Origin of the sequence: Corynebacterium neomassiliense (genome assembly GCF_900626215.1) — a bacterium.
In the GTDB taxonomy this organism is placed as follows: domain Bacteria; phylum Actinomycetota; class Actinomycetes; order Mycobacteriales; family Mycobacteriaceae; genus Corynebacterium; species Corynebacterium neomassiliense.
In genome coordinates this window covers 1,671,552-1,688,556 of sequence record NZ_LR131106.1, presented here as the reverse complement: position 1 = coordinate 1,688,556, position 17,005 = coordinate 1,671,552, and the positions used below count along the sequence as shown (strand labels likewise).

General features: G+C 68.4%; 15 protein-coding genes. 6 read left to right on the top strand and 9 right to left on the bottom strand.

The window, feature by feature from the left end; genetic code table 11:
* Positions 1–13 precede the first annotated feature (13 nt).
* Positions 14–1,522 (bottom strand): NCS1 family nucleobase:cation symporter-1, encoded by a 1,509-nt coding sequence (locus E0E18_RS07425; protein WP_110480908.1) that lies wholly within the window; start codon positions 1,520–1,522, stop codon positions 14–16.
* On the bottom strand, positions 1,519–2,271 hold the full coding sequence (locus E0E18_RS07420; RefSeq protein WP_390620344.1) for an aspartate/glutamate racemase family protein: 753 nt from the start codon (positions 2,269–2,271) through the stop codon (positions 1,519–1,521). Before E0E18_RS07420 ends, E0E18_RS07425 begins: the two co-directional genes overlap by 4 nt.
* A gap of 305 nt (positions 2,272–2,576) precedes the next feature.
* Here E0E18_RS07420 and E0E18_RS07415 point away from each other — a divergent pair, with 305 nt between their 5' ends.
* Positions 2,577–4,097 carry an MFS transporter gene (locus tag E0E18_RS07415; protein ID WP_130839995.1) on the top strand — a complete coding sequence of 507 codons (1,521 nt, stop codon included), beginning with the start codon at positions 2,577–2,579 and terminating at the stop codon, positions 4,095–4,097.
* The gene (locus E0E18_RS07410; RefSeq protein WP_110480909.1) at positions 4,084–4,626 is read left to right on the top strand and encodes a TetR/AcrR family transcriptional regulator; all 543 of its coding nucleotides are present in this window, start codon (positions 4,084–4,086) and stop codon (positions 4,624–4,626) included. Before E0E18_RS07415 ends, E0E18_RS07410 begins: the two co-directional genes overlap by 14 nt.
* Before the next feature lie 59 nt (positions 4,627–4,685).
* Here E0E18_RS07410 and E0E18_RS07405 read toward each other — a convergent pair whose 3' ends face one another.
* Both E0E18_RS07405 and E0E18_RS07400 read right to left on the bottom strand, forming a co-directional pair.
* Positions 4,686–6,344 (bottom strand): bifunctional NAD(P)/FAD-dependent oxidoreductase/class I SAM-dependent methyltransferase, encoded by a 1,659-nt coding sequence (locus E0E18_RS07405; protein WP_130839993.1) that lies wholly within the window; start codon positions 6,342–6,344, stop codon positions 4,686–4,688.
* A 21-nt stretch (positions 6,345–6,365) separates the two neighbouring features.
* Positions 6,366–7,757: an MFS transporter gene (locus E0E18_RS07400; RefSeq protein ID WP_237559684.1), complete on the bottom strand. Its 1,392-nt coding sequence runs from the start codon at positions 7,755–7,757 to the stop codon at positions 6,366–6,368.
* Between the two features lie 205 nt (positions 7,758–7,962).
* On the opposite strand from E0E18_RS07400, the gene E0E18_RS07395 reads away from it, so the two are divergent.
* Positions 7,963–8,652 (top strand): XRE family transcriptional regulator, encoded by a 690-nt coding sequence (locus tag E0E18_RS07395; RefSeq protein WP_130839988.1) that lies wholly within the window; start codon positions 7,963–7,965, stop codon positions 8,650–8,652.
* Here the strand turns inward: E0E18_RS07395 and E0E18_RS07390 are convergent.
* Positions 8,630–9,889: a YibE/F family protein gene (locus E0E18_RS07390; protein ID WP_130839986.1), complete on the bottom strand. Its 1,260-nt coding sequence runs from the start codon at positions 9,887–9,889 to the stop codon at positions 8,630–8,632. The genes E0E18_RS07395 and E0E18_RS07390 overlap by 23 nt on opposite strands.
* A 702-nt stretch (positions 9,890–10,591) precedes the next feature.
* On the opposite strand from E0E18_RS07390, the gene E0E18_RS07385 reads away from it, so the two are divergent.
* A complete protein-coding gene (locus tag E0E18_RS07385; RefSeq protein ID WP_202616704.1) occupies positions 10,592–11,773 on the top strand; it encodes a hypothetical protein in 1,182 nt (393 codons plus the stop codon).
* An 83-nt stretch (positions 11,774–11,856) separates the two neighbouring features.
* Here the strand turns inward: E0E18_RS07385 and E0E18_RS07380 are convergent, their stop codons facing one another.
* On the bottom strand, positions 11,857–12,831 hold the full coding sequence (locus E0E18_RS07380) for a hypothetical protein (RefSeq protein WP_066588379.1): 975 nt from the start codon (positions 12,829–12,831) through the stop codon (positions 11,857–11,859).
* Between the two features lie 400 nt (positions 12,832–13,231).
* Between E0E18_RS07380 and E0E18_RS07375 the strand changes: the two genes are divergently transcribed.
* Together E0E18_RS07375 and E0E18_RS07370 are read left to right on the top strand one after the other, a co-directional pair.
* On the top strand, positions 13,232–13,774 hold the full coding sequence (locus E0E18_RS07375) for a hypothetical protein (RefSeq protein WP_237559683.1): 543 nt from the start codon (positions 13,232–13,234) through the stop codon (positions 13,772–13,774).
* Complete coding sequence (locus E0E18_RS07370; RefSeq protein WP_066588377.1) at positions 13,771–13,980, top strand: hypothetical protein; 210 nt, start codon at positions 13,771–13,773, stop codon at positions 13,978–13,980. Before E0E18_RS07375 ends, E0E18_RS07370 begins: the two co-directional genes overlap by 4 nt.
* A gap of 27 nt (positions 13,981–14,007) precedes the next feature.
* Here the strand turns inward: E0E18_RS07370 and E0E18_RS07365 are convergent, their stop codons facing one another.
* The 3 genes from E0E18_RS07365 to E0E18_RS07355 are packed head-to-tail and all read right to left on the bottom strand — an operon-like array spanning position 14,008 to position 16,921.
* Complete coding sequence (locus tag E0E18_RS07365) at positions 14,008–14,760, bottom strand: ABC transporter ATP-binding protein (RefSeq protein ID WP_130839982.1); 753 nt, start codon at positions 14,758–14,760, stop codon at positions 14,008–14,010.
* Complete coding sequence (locus E0E18_RS07360) at positions 14,757–15,779, bottom strand: ABC transporter substrate-binding protein (RefSeq protein WP_110480914.1); 1,023 nt, start codon at positions 15,777–15,779, stop codon at positions 14,757–14,759. Before E0E18_RS07360 ends, E0E18_RS07365 begins: the two co-directional genes overlap by 4 nt.
* A complete protein-coding gene (locus E0E18_RS07355; RefSeq protein WP_130839980.1) occupies positions 15,776–16,921 on the bottom strand; it encodes a FecCD family ABC transporter permease in 1,146 nt (381 codons plus the stop codon). The genes E0E18_RS07360 and E0E18_RS07355 overlap by 4 nt, the downstream gene beginning before the upstream one ends.
* Positions 16,922–17,005: the final 84 nt, after the last annotated feature.

Sequence of the window (17,005 nt, the reverse complement as noted above, 5' to 3'; positions counted from 1 at the left end):
GCTTAGTCGCAGGCTAGTCGAGGATGCGCACCGTGTTTTCACGGGCTGCGGCCGCGGTGGCGGCGTCACGCATGATCACGGACGGGCGGATGTTCTCCAGCAGGATCACGAGAATCCCCGACAGAGCGGCGCCGATGAACCAGGTGTAGGTCGCCGCTGCGGAGAACGCCGGGGTGACGACGATGACGATGCCGACGACGGCGGCCACCCCGACGGCGATCACGGCGTTGACGTTGAAGCCCTTCGTGTAGTGGTATGCGCCGGAGGGGGAGGAGTCGAACAGGGCGGGGATGTCGAGATCGCCCCGGTTGATGACGTAGAAGTACGCGATGAGCACGCCGAACACCGGTCCGATGAACGCGGCGAGGGTGTCGAGTGTGTAGTGGATCGTGTCCGGTGAGTTGTACAGGTTCCACGGGGTGAGGAACACCGATCCGACGGCGGCGATCATCCCGCCGGTGCGCCAGGAGATCTTCTTCGGTGCCACGGAGGAGAAGTCGAAGGCGGGGGCGATGAAGTTCGCGACGATGTTGATGCCGACGGTGGCGATGAGCAGGGTCAGGGCTCCGAAGGCGATGGCGTAGGTGTTGTCGAGTTCGGCGATGGTCTCCACCGGGTCGGTGATGAGTCTGCCGTAGACGGGCACTGTCGCGGACGCGGTGAGCACCACCATGACGGAGAAGACGAGGAAGTTCACCGGGAGTCCGAGGAAGTTGCCCAGCCGCACCGCCTTCTGCGACTCACCGTAGCGGGAGATGTCGCCGAAGTTGAGCATGGGTCCGGAGAAGTAGCTGACTGTCGTGGCCACGGCAGCGCAGAAGGTGGAGAAGACGGCGAACCCGGTGAGCCGGTGGTCGGAGAGGTTGAGGTCGATGTTGGACCAGCCGGCCCTGGAGCACAGGTACACGGCGAGGACGCCCATGACGATGTACACGGCCGGTCCGCAGAAGTCGATGAACCTGCGGATCGTGTCCATCCCACGCCAGAACACCAGTGCCTGGACGATCCAGAGGATCGCGAAGGCGACGTAACCCAGCACTGAGAGTCCGAGGAAGCCGTGGGCGTCCTTGTCCGCCCATTCGGCCCAGTCCGGCTGCAGCTTGACCATGAGGACGACCAGCGCGTGGGAGGCGAGGTAGGTCTGGATCCCGTACCAGGCCAGGGCTATGAGTCCCCGGATCATCGCGGGGATCTTGGCACCCTGGATACCGAAGGCGGCACGGCAGACCACGGCGAAGGGGGTGCCGGAGCGTTGGGAGGGAAGTGAGACGAGGTTGCAGAAGATGTAGACGAGGAAGATGCCGATCAGCAGGGCGAGGAGTACCTGCCAGGAGGTCAGTCCGAGGGCGAAGAGGCTGCCGGCGGTGGTGTACCCGCCGACGGAGTGGACGTCTGACATCCAGAACGCGAAGACGTTGTACGACTTCCACTTCTGTTCCTTGAGTGGGGCGATGTCGTCGTTGATGAGGTCGGGGTCCGCGCCCTGCGGGTGGATGACGTCTTTGCCGGTGGTGCCGCTCATGGGATCTCCAGTTCTTCGAATCCGGTCAGCTTCTTCGGGGAGCGGGGGGCGTAGGTCCCCGTCCGTGAGGTGGTGAGTCCCTGCCTGACGAGAGATTCGGCGATGCCGACGGCGGCGGTGACGCCGTCGACGACGGGTGCGCCGAGCCGGGCGGTCAGTTCGTGTGCCCGTCCGGCCATTCCGCCGCATCCGAGGCAGACAGCCTCCGCACCGTCGGTGAGTGCCTGCCGGGCGAGGTCGAGGATGATCCGGTCGGTCCGTTCCGGGTCCTCCTCCAGTTCGAGGACGCCGAGTCCGGTGCCTCTGACGCTGACGCACCGTTCGTGAAGTCCGGCGAGCTGGAGGCGTCCGCGGATCATCGGTACGGTGCGGTCGAGGGTGGTGACCACGGCGTAGCGGTCTCCGACAGCCATGGCGGCGACGGCGGCGGCCTCGGTGATGTCGACGACGGGGACGTCGACGAGTTCCTGGAGGGCCTCGCGGCCTTCATCGCCGTATCCGGCGATGATCCACGCGTCGATCGCCGGGGTGCCGGTGGTGACCGGCGCGGTGTGGCGCCGGTGGACCGCGGTGATCACGCCCACCTGGGACAGGGCCGCTTCAATGTGGGTCTCCACGGATTCGGGTCCGGTTGCGGGGGTGACACCGATGACGGTCGTGTCGGGTGCGGCGACGGTGCGCGCGGCGTCGACGATGGTCCGGGTCATTGATGAACTGGTGTTCACGTTGACGATTCCGATGGTGGGCAAGGGCAGGCGCTTTCCGGGAGTGTTGTCAGGTTGTCGTCAGGTCAGTGACCCGGCACACGCTACGGCACGGGACTGCGTACCCGGCGACAGGCGCGTTTCGGTCATGTTAACCGTGGTCCCGGGCGTGACGGAACAGTCGGCGGGGGTGTGGGCTGGCCGGCGGGTACCGTGTGATGTCCGGCACCGAACACATGCTGACCTTGATAACTGCACCGAACGTGCGTTACAGTTACGGATAACCGGAGGGGGTGGTGCGATTCCGGGAGGAAACAGACATGCAACACAGGAGAAACACGGGAGCTGAAATGACAACGGGAATCACCGCACAGACAACGCCGGGAAGAGGGCCCGACCGCGCGCCGGTGTCGCCTGCGCGACGGTGGGGCTTCCTCATCCTGCTCAGCCTGGGTCTCTTCCTCGTCGGCGCGGACAACTCGATCCTCTACACGGCGCTGCCCGCACTCAGGGACCAGCTGCACACCACCGACCTGCAGGGGCTGTGGATCATCAACGCCTACCCGCTGGTGCTCTGCGGACTGCTGCTCGGCGTCGGAACCCTCGGTGACCGCATCGGCCACCGGTTGATGTTCACCGTCGGCGTCACCGTGTTCGGCCTCGGTTCACTGCTGGCGGCACTGTCTCCGACCGCCACCGCCCTCATCGCCGCCCGGGCCGTCCTGGGTGTCGGAGCGGCGACAATGATGCCCGCCACCCTGGCGCTCATCCGCCAGATCTTCACCGACGAGCGGGAACGCAACACCGCCATCGGTGTCTGGGTCTCGGTCGCGGTCGTCGGTTCAGCCTCCGGGCCGGTGCTCGGCGGTCTGCTGCTGGAACACTACTCATGGCACTCGGTGTTCCTCATCAACATCCCGGTGGCCGTCACCGTCCTCATCGGCACGGTCCTGTTCGCTCCGGCGAACCTGCCGGATCCCACGCGGCAGTGGGACCTGGCGTCCTCGGTCCTGGCGATGGTCGCGATGGTCGGCGGCATCATGACCGTCAAGGAGCTGGCCAACCCTGACCGCACCGCGGTCCTCCTCGTCTCGGCCCTGGCCGTCGGCACCGTCGGGGCGGTGGCGTTCTCCCGCAGGCAGGGCTACCTGCGGTCGGTGGGGCGCGAACCTCTGCTGGAGTTCGGAATCTTCCGCAACGCCATGTTCACCGGCGGTACTCTCGCCGCGGTGCTGACCATGTTCATCATGTCCGGCACCGAGATGATGACCACCCAGCGCTACCAGACCGCCGGCGGGTTCAGCCCGCTCGAGGCCGGCATGCTGGTGGCCAGTGCCGCGGTTCCGGCTGTCCCGGCGTCCGTGCTCGGCGGGGCGTTCCTGCACCGACTTGGGTTCCGCACCCTGATCAGCGGAGGTTTCCTCCTCATGGCGGCGGGTCTGCTGGTGGGACTGTGGGCGTTCGCCCATGCACCGTTGGCGGTGTTCGTGCTCTGTCTCGTGGCCCTCGGCCTCGGCGCCGGGATGGTCATGTCTGTCTCGTCCACGGCGATCATAGGTTCGGCACCGGAGTCCCGGGCAGGCATGGCGGCCTCCGTCGAGGAGGTCTCCTACGAGTTCGGAACCCTGCTGTCCGTGGCGGTCCTGGGTAGTCTGATGCCCATGTTCTACGCGCTGAAGGCACCCGAGGCTGTGGCCCATGACGTGGACCACGGCGTCAACCACCCGGTCTTCGGTGCCCAGGCGGTCGCCGCCTATGACTCGGCCTACCAGTACGTCATCTTCATCGCCTGTGTCGTGGCCCTGGTCGGCGCCGTGGTCACCGCCAGGTGCTTCCGCGGCAACCCCAGGGGGACCGTTGCGCTCAAGTAAGAGGGACCTCATCCTGGACGCAGCGGTGAAGATCATCGGTGAGGCGGGGGTGGACGCCGTGACCTACGAGTCCCTCGCGGAAGCAGCCGGAATGTCGAAGTCCGGCATGGTCTACCACTTCCCCTCCCGCCGTGACCTGCTCCTGGGGATCCACCGGCATCTCGCGGCCAGGTGGGAACGCGAACTGGAGGACGCCGCGGGCGGAACCGCGGACGAGGTGGACGCCGCGACCCGCCTGCGTGCGGTCGTGGAGACCATGAGCCACTCGGCGACCCGTGCCGAGCTGATGGTGCAGCTGGACGCCGGATCCGATCCGGCGTTCGCGGAAGTCTGGGACGAGGTCGACGGGCGGTGGATGCCCTCGGCGACGGCGATGACCGGTGACGGGGAGGCCGCCGGGCTCGCGCGGGCGTCCTACCTGGTGCAGGTCGCTGCCGACGGACTGTGGGTCCACGACCACGTGCACAGGACGTTGACGCAGGCGCAGCGGCGCGTCCTCACCGAAGCGATCCTGGACATGATCCCCTGAACCCCGGCGTATCCGACCGCCCGGCTGCGGTGACTGCGGATTCTGCGGCTTCTGTGGTGTCAGCGTCGACGGAGCAGCAGCGCACGGTCACGTGACCGGGCGACCGAACCGTCCGGCAGGATCTCGTCGCGTTCCGGGGCGCCGCCGGCGACCACCGTCCAGTCCTCCGGGTCGAGTCCGGGAACCGTGGATACCGCGGCAGCACGGTCCGGGCCGGTGGAGCCGTGTCCGCCGGCGTCGGCAGGTGCGCCGGAGTCGTCCCCGGGGAGGATGTGGGAGAGGACGAAGAGATGGCCGCCGGGGGCGAGGAGGTCACCGGCGGTGTGCAGCAGGGAAGCCCGGTCGGCCTGTGACGGTGAGTGCAGGTAGCTGACGGTCACGAGATCCGGTCGTGGGCTGGTCCCGCTGTTGACGGCGTCGCTGTACCCCACCAGGCCGTCTGCGGTGAACTCCACCCGGTCGCCTGCTCCGGCCTTCTCGGCGAGGGCACGCGCGCGTCCCAGTGCGGTTCCGGAGACTTCGACTCCGGTGGTTGTCCAGCCGTGGGCGGCGAGCCAGACCGCGTCGGCGCCTTCACCACATCCGATGTCGGCCGCGTGGGCAGCTCCGGCCGTGGCGTCCTCGCCGAGGTACCTGGTCAGGTAGTCGACGAGGGCGGAGTTCGGGCGTCCGCTCCAGCGGGGCCGGGCACCGGCGTAACTGCTCTCCCAGTAGCCGTCGTCGGCGATCTCCGGACGTCCGCGGTGTGGTTCGGTGGCGCGCACGGCGGCGTCCGTGTCCTCCTCGATGAGCGCGAGGTTCAGGGCGGACGCCGTCATCGTGGCCAGTCCGCCGGACATCGGGACATTCAGCCAGGGCTGGACGACATTGCCCGCCGCCCAGATCCGCGGGTGCCCGGTCCTGCCGGCCGGGTCGACGGTGAGGAAGCTGCCCGATCCCGGGACCTGCGTCCGGTCCAGGCCGAGGCCGGCGACGCAGGAGTCGCGCGGCCGGGGAACAGGGACGACAGCCAGGGCGTCGAGTTCGTGGACGCTGCCGTCGGCGGTCCGCACCCCGGTGAGGGTTCCGCCGGAGGACAGGACCTCGGTCACCGGGGACCCGGTCAACCGTATGCCGCGGGCGTCGAACCGTGCGCGGGTGTCCTCGTCCATGTCCCTGAGCGCCGCGGTGCCGGCCTCGCCCACCGGCAGGACGGTGAGACGGTCGGTCCACTGTCTCAGCAGCATCCCGTAGTGGGCGATGCTCCCGGAGGTCGCGAGAACTCCGATGTGCCGGTCCCGGACCTCCCATCCGTGGCAGTAGGGACACTGGAACACGGTGTCTCCCCAGTGCTCGGCGAGTCCGGGGACATCCGGGAGTTCGTCGTCGACTCCACCGGCGAGGAGCAGCGCACGCGTGTACTCCACGGTCCCGTCGGCACAGGTGACCTTCAGTCCCCGGACGATGTCGCCGACCTGTGCGACGGTTCCGGTGGTAACGGTGACGTCGTAGCGTTCCAGTTCCCGGTGGCCGGCTTCCAGCAGGTCGAGCGGGGGAAGCCCGTCGTGGCCGAGTACGCCGTGCATGTGGCCGGCGAAGCGGTTGCGGGGGGCTGCGGAGTCGATGACGAGGACGCGGCGACGTGCGCGTCCGAGGGTGAGGGCGGCGCTGAGGCCGGCTGCTCCGCCACCGACGATGATCACGTCGTAGGCGGTCGCGATGGTGGTGTGCTGATGCATGGTCGCCAGACTGCACCACCCTCACCGCGGACCGCAATGCGAGTTGCCGGACCGGCAACAGATCAGGGTCACCACGATGACGACGACCCCGCAGGCCGCGGTGACGAGAGTGCCGGTCCACGCCCCGGGGCCGCCGGCGGCCAGCGCTCCTGCGACCGCCGCCCCGACAGCGGTACCGACCTGCCTCGCCGTCGAGGTCACACCCCCTGCCACGCCCGCCCGGTCCGCGGGAAGACTGTTCACCGCCGTGGTGGTGAGCGGAGAACTGGACAGGCCCACCCCGGTACCGGTGAGGAGACAGCCGGCGGACAGCAGGACACGGTCGACACCGCCGTCGCCGGCCGCGACGCTGAGCAGCAGTCCGCCCGCAGCCAGACAGGCACCGGAGACCAGCAGTGGCGTCCCCGCCCCTGTCCTCCCGACCAGGAGTCCGGACACCGGGGCACCGACGAAGGCACCGAGCGCGGCCGGCAGGGCAGCGGTTCCGGCGGCGGTGGCGGACCAGCCGTAGGCGTCCTGCAGCAGGACAGTCGTCAGGACCAGCATCACGCTGAACGCGGTGAACACCACGACCGCCGAGACGACCGCCCCGGTGAACGGCAGGAACCGGAAGAGTCCCGGGTCCAGCAGCGGTTCGGCACGCCTGGACGAGGTGAGGACGAACACCGGCACCGTCACCACCAGGACCAGGACAGCTGTCACGGTGACCGGGGAAGACCATCCGAGACGGGGTCCTTCGATGAGCAGTCCCACCCCGCACACCAGCAGCAGTGTCAGCAGCAGCTGTCCGGGAATGTCAGGACGCCGCGGTTGTCCGGCCCGTGACTCCGGAACGAACCGTGCCACCAGCGCCAGTGCCGCGGCCACCAGGGGAATGTTGATCCAGAACACCCCCTGCCACCCGACCGTATCGGTGAGCAGACCTCCGGCCACCGGGCCCACGGCAGTACTCAGCCCGAACACCGACCCCCACACCCCGACCGCCAGGGCACGCTCCCGCGGTTCGGTGATCACGTTGACCACGATCGCGAGGGCGACCGGGGAGAGCATCGAGGCGCCGACCCCCTGGACCGCGCGCGCCGTGACGAGCATCCCGGCCGTCGGTGCCAGGGCACAGGCCAGGGACGCCGCGGCGAAGATGACCAGTCCGGTGCAGAACACCCGTCGGCGTCCGAACCGGTCGGCCAGGGCCCCGGAGGTGATCAGCAGTCCGGCGAAGGGGACGGTGTAGGCGTCCACCACCCAGGCCAGCTGGCCGGGGTCGACCTGAAGTCCGTCGCCGACCGCGGGGAGGGCGACGGTGACGACGGTGGTGTCCAGCCCGACGAGGAACAGCGCGGAGGCGCAGACCGCCAGGACCGTCCACCGTCGGGTGGGGGAGAGCGCGGTTGCTGTGGTCTGTGACGGGTGCACGGGATCTCCGGGGCAGGGTGGCTGGGGAACAGGTGATGTCGCGTCCACATCATGGGGCCGGCCGGCCCCGGGGAACCAGGTTTCTTGCGGAGACTGCAAGAAGGTCAGGAAGGTGCAGGACGGGGACAGGAGAGGGCGCAGGGGAGGGCCGTCCGCCACAGGCCCGCTGCGGGACACCCCCGGAGAATTCTGGGACACTGTGAGCATGACCGACCCCGCCACCGGCCACAGTGTCGACGGAAACACCGGGCGCAGCCCCGGTGGACCTGCCCAGCTCTCCGCTGTCCTCAGCGCGGTGGGTCCGAGGCTCCGGGCACTGCGCCGGGGGCGCGGGCTCACCCTCGCCGAAGTGGGCAGGAGGTCAGGGCTGTCGGTCAGTGTGCTGTCCCGGGTGGAGACCGGCCGACGGCAGCCCACCCTGGACCTGCTCATCCCCCTGGCCCGTGTGTACCGGGTGAGCCTCGACGAGATGGTGGACCCGCCGCAGACCGGTGACCCACGGGTGAACCTGAAGCCCCGGGCTTTCACCGGACCGTCCTCGGACCGCAGCGTGATCGTCCCCCTCACCGGGTACCCGGGCAGGGTGCAGGTGTTCAAGCATGTCCTCGGTCCCCGCGAACCGCGCCTGGTCAGCCACCCCGGGTATGCCTGGCTCTACGTCCTGGCAGGTTCGCTGCGCCTGCTTTTCGGTGATCCTGAGACAGGCAGGGAAGGCAGGGAAGGCAGGGAAGGTGGGGAAATCGTGGAGGAGCTTGTTCTGCAGCCGGGGGAGACGGCCCGGTTCGACCCGCTGACCCCGCACTGGTTCGGACCGGTGGGGCAGACCACTGTGGAACTGCTGCACCTGTTCGGCCCTCAGGGCCACGGCCCGGTCACCCGGCTGTCCCGGCCCTGACCTTGGCCTTCGCGGTCGTGGTGACGGCAGCGATCGCGGTGGTCAACGGCACCGCGGCGACTAGAGCCAGGGACCCGGTCGCCGAGCGCAGGATCTCCGTGGCCATGATGTCGGAGGTGAGGATGTGGTTCAGTGAGCGGCCGGAGACGCTGAGCAGGACCAGCAGGGGAAGGGCGGCGCCGGCGTAGGAGAGCACCAGGGTGTACACCGTCGACGCCAGGTGGTCGCGTCCCACCCGCATTGCGGTGGTGAACAGTTTCCAGCGGGAGGCGTCCGGGTCCGCCGCCTGGAGTTCACTGATCGTGGAGGCCTGGGCGACTGTCACGTCGTTGAGCACGCCGAGGGTGCCGATGATGAATCCGGCGAGCAGCAGTCCGGTGACCTGCACCCCGGGGAGGTACAGCAGGATCTGGAAGTTGTTCTCGTCGGCGAGGCCCCTCAGCTCCGAGGTGTCGATGGCCAGGGCGGCGAGTCCGGTGCCCAGCATCATCGCCACGAGAGTGCCTCCCAGGGAGGACGCCGTCTTCCAGTTCATCCCGTGCACGAGGAAGAGCACCAGGTACAGCACCGCCGCGCAGGCAGTGATTGCCAGTGTGACGGGGTTGCCGCCGCGGGCGAGCGCGGGCAGCAGGAACACCGCGATGACGCCGAGGGTGATCGCCAGTCCCACGATCGCCCTCACTCCCCGCCATGCGCCGACCACGCAGATGGCCAGCAGGGTGACCGCCAGCCAGATCCACAGGGGGGTTCCCCGCTGGAAGTCCTGGAAGGCGTAGGAGCGGGTCCCGTCCTGGTTGGTGGTGGTGGACAGCAGGACCTTGTCGCCGATGTTGACGTCGGCGTCACCGTCTGCGTTAGGTGAGGCCAGCAGTGTGCGGGTTCCTTCGTCGGGTCCGTCGGTGATGTCCACGATCAGTTGGTCGCAGGCCCGGGTGCCGGCGGGCACCTGTTCGGTGGCGGGCGCGGAGGTGAACGTCCGGCCGATCTGCGCCGAGGAGCAGGAGCCGGAGGTTTCCAGGGCGACCGTGCCTTCGGCGACCTGCTGGGCGAGGTTGGATGTCTGGTGGAAGTTGTCGCTGGTGACTGCTTTTCCGTGGGGCCACTGGAGCGTCACGGCGATGACGGTGGCCACGGCGCCGAGGAAGAGGAAGGACGCCAGGATCACCCGTGGCGCGGTCCAGACGATCTTGCGCGGGTCCGAGATCCACGGTCCGGTGTCGTGGGAGTGGCTGTGCACGTGCCCGCTCCGGTGGACGGGTCCGGGGTCAGACTCGGGGTCAGACTCGGGGGAACGGGGGGAGGTGCGGTCACGGTCAGGACCGTGCGGGTGAACCCCCGGCTCCGCCGGGCTCGGCGCCGCAGCCGGGGACTCCGGTCGGTCAGGTTCCGGGGCTGCATGGTGTCGTCCCACGTCAGAGCTGCCTTTCTCTGGGGTTGATCTGGTGAGCCAGATGCAGTGGTCCCGGTTGCCGGGCTGTCCCGACCAGTCTGCCACGCGTCGGGCCAACTCCGGATCTGCGCCGGGCCGCGGTTGCGTCCGGGTCCGGTTCCCGGAGGCGGCAGACGGGCGAGAGATGGTAGGAGACGGAGAGGGGACACAGAAGGTGCCGGTGATAACAGAAGAAACAGTAAGTAAGGTGTGCCTTGGAATGACGTCGACAGGCATTCGCCGGAAATGTGCGGGTGTCACAGGGAGAAGGAGAATATGGCGGACCATCGACGGCCCGACGGGCCGGAGGACCAGTGGCAGGACCGGTACCGGCCTCAGGCACCACAGTGGAACACCCCACCACAGCGGACCGGGCATGCCGGTCAGACCGGACAGCCCCCGCAGCAGCCGGGTCGTTGGTCGGGCCTTCCGGTACAGGCACCGACGGGACCGTCGTCACCGTCGGTCCCGCCGGCGACGCACTCCGGTCAGCCCGGTGTGACGACCGGCATGTTCACTCCTGTGACAGTTGGGGCTGCCGCAGGGGTACTGCTCCTGCTCACCGTGCTGAGCTACTCGCTGAACTGGAAGAAAGCCGTGGAAGATGACGGAGGTTCTGCCCTGGTCAACGGCTTCGGGATACAGAAGATCTTCTCCGACGGCGAATCCGCCCGTAGCCTGGCCACCCCCTGGTTCTTCCTCTCCCTCGTGGTGGTGCTGCTCGTCGCAGCTGCCGCGGTGCTGGCACTGACGTCGGTGTACCGGCGGATCGCTGCCCTGTGTCTGACCGTTGCAGGAGGCGTCGGGCTGCTCTACGGGCTCCTGTCGCTGGTCACGGACTTCGGCATGGACGAGAACTTCATGGGGCTGACGATGAATGCGGCTGCGGGTGACACCCCGCTCGACTTCGGCGTCCGCTTCGGTCTCATCTTCGCCGTCCTCGTCAGCCTGGCGACACTGGCGGTGGGCCTGCTGTACCTCCTGTCCGGCCCGGGACCGCTGCTGCCCGCTGCCACCCGTGCCCCGGTGTCCGGCCTCCTGCGTCCGCTGTATGTGGCGTCCTCGTCGGTCCTCCTTCTTCTGCTGCTCACCGGCAGCTACCTCCTGGACTGGCGGACAGTGACAGAGAAAGACTCCGGCAGCAGGTTCAGCATCGGTGTCGACGGTCTGGGACGCCGGACTTTCGACATGTACGCCGGTGGAGAGACCCTCTCGGTGACGGACGTGAACCTGGGCGCCCTGCTCACGGCGTCCGCGGTCATCGTCCTTGTCGCCGGCGGTGTCCTCCTGGTCGCAGCGACCGGTCGGACGTTGGCCGGGGCGGTGCTTCTCACCGGAGGTGCGGCACTGTCGACGGTGTACACCCTGGTCGGGCTGCTGAGTGACCTGGGAGCACTCCGGGAGTGGGGCGGCGAGGATCCCACCGCGGGACTCATTGACAGCACCGATGTATCGCCCGGGATCTTCGCCTCGCTGTTCCTCAGCCTGGTCCTCCTGGCGGTCGCGGTGGTGTACCTGCTCGCACAGTTCGGGATCATCGGCGGTAGCCGGAGACTGCTACCTCAGCAGACTTCCGGTCCGCAGGGTTTCGGTCCGTCGGGTTCCGGTCCGTCGGTCGCGGCACCTCAGGAACAGGGACGGCAGAACCCGCAGTTCGGCGGCTTCTCCGGCGGGTACCCGGACCACCGGTAGCGGCCTCTCGGAAGTGTCCGGGCGCTGCCATCCGGAAACAGTGTCCGGAAACGGTGTCCGGAAGAGGTGTCCGGAACAGGTGTTCAGAACAGACGGCGTCCCCGCTGCCGTAGCCGAATCACCGGATTCTTTCCGGCTGCGCCGAGGCGCAGGACCCTGTCGGTGAGCAGTCCGGCGACGGCCATGTCGGTCTCCGTGGGGGCTTCGTCACTGACTGACATCCTCGGCAGCCAGGAATTGTCGGGGTCGGGCTCACCCATCTCCACGAGCCGGCCGTTGTCCACGTCGATCCAGTAACCGCGTTCGGCCATGTAGCGGGTGCGGTGGCCCTCGAACTCGTCGCCGCGCCAGCCGCCGTCGGGGATCCGGAAGACATAGGGGCACCAGCCGTAGCGGGACGGGACGATGTACGTCGTCTCCGGTTTGATGCTCCAGTGCCCCCGCGCAGAACTCCACACCTGGTCAGGACCGTCAGAAAGGGACATTCCCAGGCGCAGTCTCCGGTTGAGGTCATTGTCGTGGAGTACCCCGGGAACCACCGTGGCAAGCTCGTCCAGGTCAGAGGCGTCGGTGATGTGCCAGCCCAGCCACGCCTCCTCCGGGGAGGCCCATGTCCCGGTGGGATCGGCGGGCACCCTGGCAGGCAGTGCATTCCCCGCATTGCGCGGGGTACGCTGCCGCACCGCGTACCCCCACAGTCGCGGAGGGCCCATCCGGAACAGGACCACGGTTTCGGAGGGCAGGTTGTCGTGCACGCTCTGCCGGGTCAGGGTCTGCCCGGTGGCGATCCGTTCGAGGATCCTGCGGGCACGCTCCGACTCCACCTGCCGCGCGGCGGTCCGGCCGGGTTCCGTCTCCCCGAGTTGGGCGGTGACGAGCAGTTCGATGAGATCGGTGACGTCGACGACATCGGTGAGCTTGTCGCTGAAGGCGTCGTGGGCGTCGTAGCCTCCGAGGACGGCGACACGCCTGACCAGCTCCGGGGACAGGGTGAGACGGTTTCTCGCCCCCTGGAGTTCCGCGGCCGTGAGATCGCGCTGTGTCGGGTCCTGGGGCATGGGGCGTCCTCAGTTGTCGTCGGGATTGGTGGGATCGGTGGGATCGTCGGTGTCAGTCGCGGCAGTGCGGTCGGTGCGGTCAGCGTGGCAGGGGTGACCGGTCGTCCGTCATCCGTCGTACAGATGACACTCTAGCCACGACTCCCCCCGGAGGGGGGTATCGGAGGGAGAGGTGCCGGCAGGGGACCCGGCGACGCCCGGAGCCGCCGAGCGCCAGCAGGGCCGGTAGCTTGGCCGGCAGCCTGGCCGGCAGCAGGGCCACGACGGTGACCCGGCTTCCCCACGCCCGGCGGTGGTCCTGCTGAGCTCTACGGAGGTTCCCGTTCACACTGGTCACGGACTCGTCACAGTGTTGTGCGTAGTTAGGAACGCCGCCTCGGACGCTGCTAACGTGGGTCCCATGTCCACCACCAGCCAGGTCGCCACGGGTCACGGCGTCACGGGAGTGCCCGCACTGACAACCGGTGAAGTCTCACCGGCCGTTGACGTGCAGGTCAGGGGCACGCGGAGTGCCGGGTCACCGGCGGAGCAGTCGAACGACCGCCCCCACAGGGCCGTGTCCGCCCCGAGGTCCCGCGCTGACCGGTTCATGCTGCGGATGCTCCGGATCAGCCCGGCGAATGTCGACAAGATCGACACCGAAGAAGTACGCGCCGCCCACCGCGCTTTCCGGTGGGCGATCGTCGTCTCCGCCGTGCGCTGCACCATCAGTTACGTCATCATCCCGGTACTGATTCCGATTCTCAGCGTGATGGGCTCGTTGGCTTCACCGATCAGCATCGCCCTGTGCCTGGTCGCGCTCGTCAACGGCTGGCTCGGTGTCCGTCGGTTCTGGAAGACCGACCACCAGGGAAAGTGGGTCTACACCTGGTTCATGGCTCTGATATACGTCATAAGTATCGGGACGATCATCCACGAGATGACGAAGGTGCTGGCCTCATGAACGAGACGAACAGTTCCGCCCGTTCCACCGCCCGGTCCGGTGACACCGATGATCCCACCGCATATGAGGAGGCCCTGCGCAGGCAGGAGGAACTCCAGGCTGAACAGCAGGAGATCCCGTACTCCTCGAACGCCGACGTCGTCACGATGATCCTCGGAGCCCTGATGCTCATCGGGCTCATCATCTGTATGACGATCTACATGTGACCTGCCCGCTCGGAACCGCGCTGGGCTTCAGCGGGGAAACAGCAGGTGCATCTCCCCGTCGAACTCCACTCTCCTGACACGGACCTTGTACACCGGTTCCAGGATCTCCGGGACCAGCACCTGGGACGGGGTACCGGCCGCCACCACCTTCCCCGCGTCCAGCACGACGATCCGGTCGCAGTAACGGGCGGCGAGGTTGAGGTCGTGGAGTACCACGGCGGCCCCGGGCAGTTCACTGACCAGCTCCAGCACATCATGCTGGAAGCGGATGTCCAGGTGGTTGGTCGGTTCGTCGAGCAGGACATGCCCCGCCTGCTGGGCCAGCGCCCGGGCAATCAACGCCCGCTGACGCTCTCCTCCGGACAGGACGGCGACGTCCCGGGCAGCCAGTGCGCCCAGCCCCACGGACTCGAGGGCCCCGACCACCGTGGTCCGGTCCTCGTCGGTGGTCTGCGCCATGATCCCCTGGTGCGGCAGACGTCCCAGCATCACCAGTTCCGCCACCGAGATCGGCGTGGCAGGGTCGTGGTGCTCCTGCGCCACGACGGCGATCCGCCGGGCCACCGCCCGCCGGTGCATCGCAGACAGTGGCGTGCCGTCGAGGAGCACATCACCCGATGTCGGTCCCAGCGCACCGTAGAGACAGCGCAGCAACGTGGTCTTACCTGAGCCGTTGGGGCCGACCAGTCCGAGGACACCGTGGTCGGCGACCGTCAGTGAGACCCCGTCGACCGCGGTCACCGGACCGAAACGGACCGTGAGGTCACGGGCCTCGATCATCCGGCGTCCCCCGGGGCCTCCGCCTCTGTCGACGGGCCTGCCGCCGACCCGTCCCGGAGGAACCCGGCGACCTTCTCCACACCGTCCACTGCCAGGGGGGTCGGAGGCTCAGCGTAGTTCAGCATCAGGGGCATGATCCGGTGGCCCTGCCCGGCGGTGGTCCGGTCCATCCCGGGCAGGGCGGTGACGGCCGCGACCATGGCGTCTCCGTCATCGGGACCGGATTCCGCAGAATGCAGGGCGATGACGACATCCGGGTTGCGGTCCACGATCTCTTCGGCACTCACCTCGAAAACCCGGTCCGCCGAATCAGCGAACACGTTCTCACCCCCCGCCTTCTCCACGACGGGTGTGGCCATCGACCCGGCCCCGTAGGCGTAGGTCGTTCCTCCGCCCGGGGTCGGGTAGAGGACGGCGACCCGCGGCCGCGGGGCTCCTTCGGCCGGCCCGGGCAGTGATTCGAGGCGTTCCTGCAGTTCAGAGATGTAGGAGTCGGCGTCCTGACCCCGGTCGAAGACCGTGCCGTACAGCCGGATCTGGTCCCAGACATCGTCCCAGTTCGCCGGCCCGTCGAGTGCTCCGCAGAACGCGGGCTCCTCGATCAGAGGAATGTGGGAGGAGGCCAGGGTCTGCGCGTTGACCGTGTCCGTCGCCCCGAGTACGAGATCTGCCCCGGTGGCCACGACCTCCTCCCGGCTGACCTGCACATGGCCTTCCGGGTTCAGCTTGTCGGTGATCGAGGGGACGGCCGCGAGGGCACTGTTCGTGGCGTCGTCGTAGTACCCGGTGGGGAACACGCCCGCCTTCGCGTGGACCCTGTCGAGGACGCCCAGATGCTGCAGTGTCGGCACTGCGGCGCTCTTGAGCAGGGTGACGTTCTCCGGGACATGGTCGAAGCTCACGGTGGCACCGCAGTTACGGACCTCGGTGGTCCCGGATCCGCTGTCGGAGCAGGACGCCAGGGTCACGGCCACGGCGGCCGCGGCGACGGTGGAGACGATGCTGGAAATGTGGTTCATGGTTCCTTCCGGTGCATACGGTGGACGAGCAGGAGCAGGAACGGCGCGCCGACCAGTGCCGTGATGATGCCGACGGGGATCTCCTGCGGGGCGAGCAGTGTACGGGCACCGACGTCAGCCCAGCTCAGCAGTACCGCGCCGAGCAGGGCGGCGACCGGGGTGAGGGCACGGTGGCGTCCCCCGACGAGACGCCGTGCGAGGTGGGGGACCACCAGGCCGATGAAACCGATCGCCCCGGCCATCGCCACGACTGCTCCGACGATGAGGCAGGACAGGACGATCAGTCCGAGCCGCAGCCGTTCCGGACTGATCCCCAGGGTCAGGGCGGTACCGTCGCCCAGATTCAGGGCGTCGACCCGCGGACCCGCCACGGCCAGGATCGCCGCACCGGACACCACCACGACGGCGACGGCTGCGAGCGGGCCCGACCAGGACGCCAGGCCCAGGGACCCCAGGAGCCAGAACATCACCGACCGGCTCGACTCCGCCGAATCGGAGGCGAAGACGAGGAAGCTCGTCAGGGCGGACAGGGCGTATCCGACGGCGATGCCTGCCATGAGAAGCCGGTCGGCCGTGAAACGACCGGCGGTCCTCGCCACGCCGAGAACCAGGACGGACGCCACCAGTGCCCCGAGGAAGGCGCTGGTCTGCAGGGCGTAGTCGCCGAGAGCGGCCGTCGCACCTGTCCCGACGCCGAGGGTGATGGCTCCGGCGGCGCCGACCGAGGCACCTGAGGAGACCCCGAGCACGTACGGGTCGGCCAGGACATTGCGGACAACCGCCTGGAGAATGACTCCGGCGACTGCGAGACCCGCCCCCACCAGGGCGCCGAGAACTGCCCGGGGGGCGCGGATGGTCCAGATGACGGCGTCGTCCCTGGCGAGGTCGGACGCCTGTCCACCTGCACCGTCGCCGGCGGGGTCGGGGCCGGCGCCGAAGAGGTGGTGGGCGAGGATGCGGACGGAATCGGAGGGGGGGACGTGGACGGAGCCGAATCCGACGCTGAACACCAGGCTGACGACGAGTACGACCGTCAGCACGAGAACCCAGGACACGGTGCGGCGGTGGGAGGCCGTGAAGCCGAGGGCGTCCGGCGTCCGGTCACCGGGACGGGTCCTGTGGTGGTCGGCGAGTACGGTCACCGCTCTGACGCTAGCCGGCGGACCTCCTCATTTGCACATTCAATCGACTGTTTGAATGAAGGTTTTACCTGACGGTAACACGGC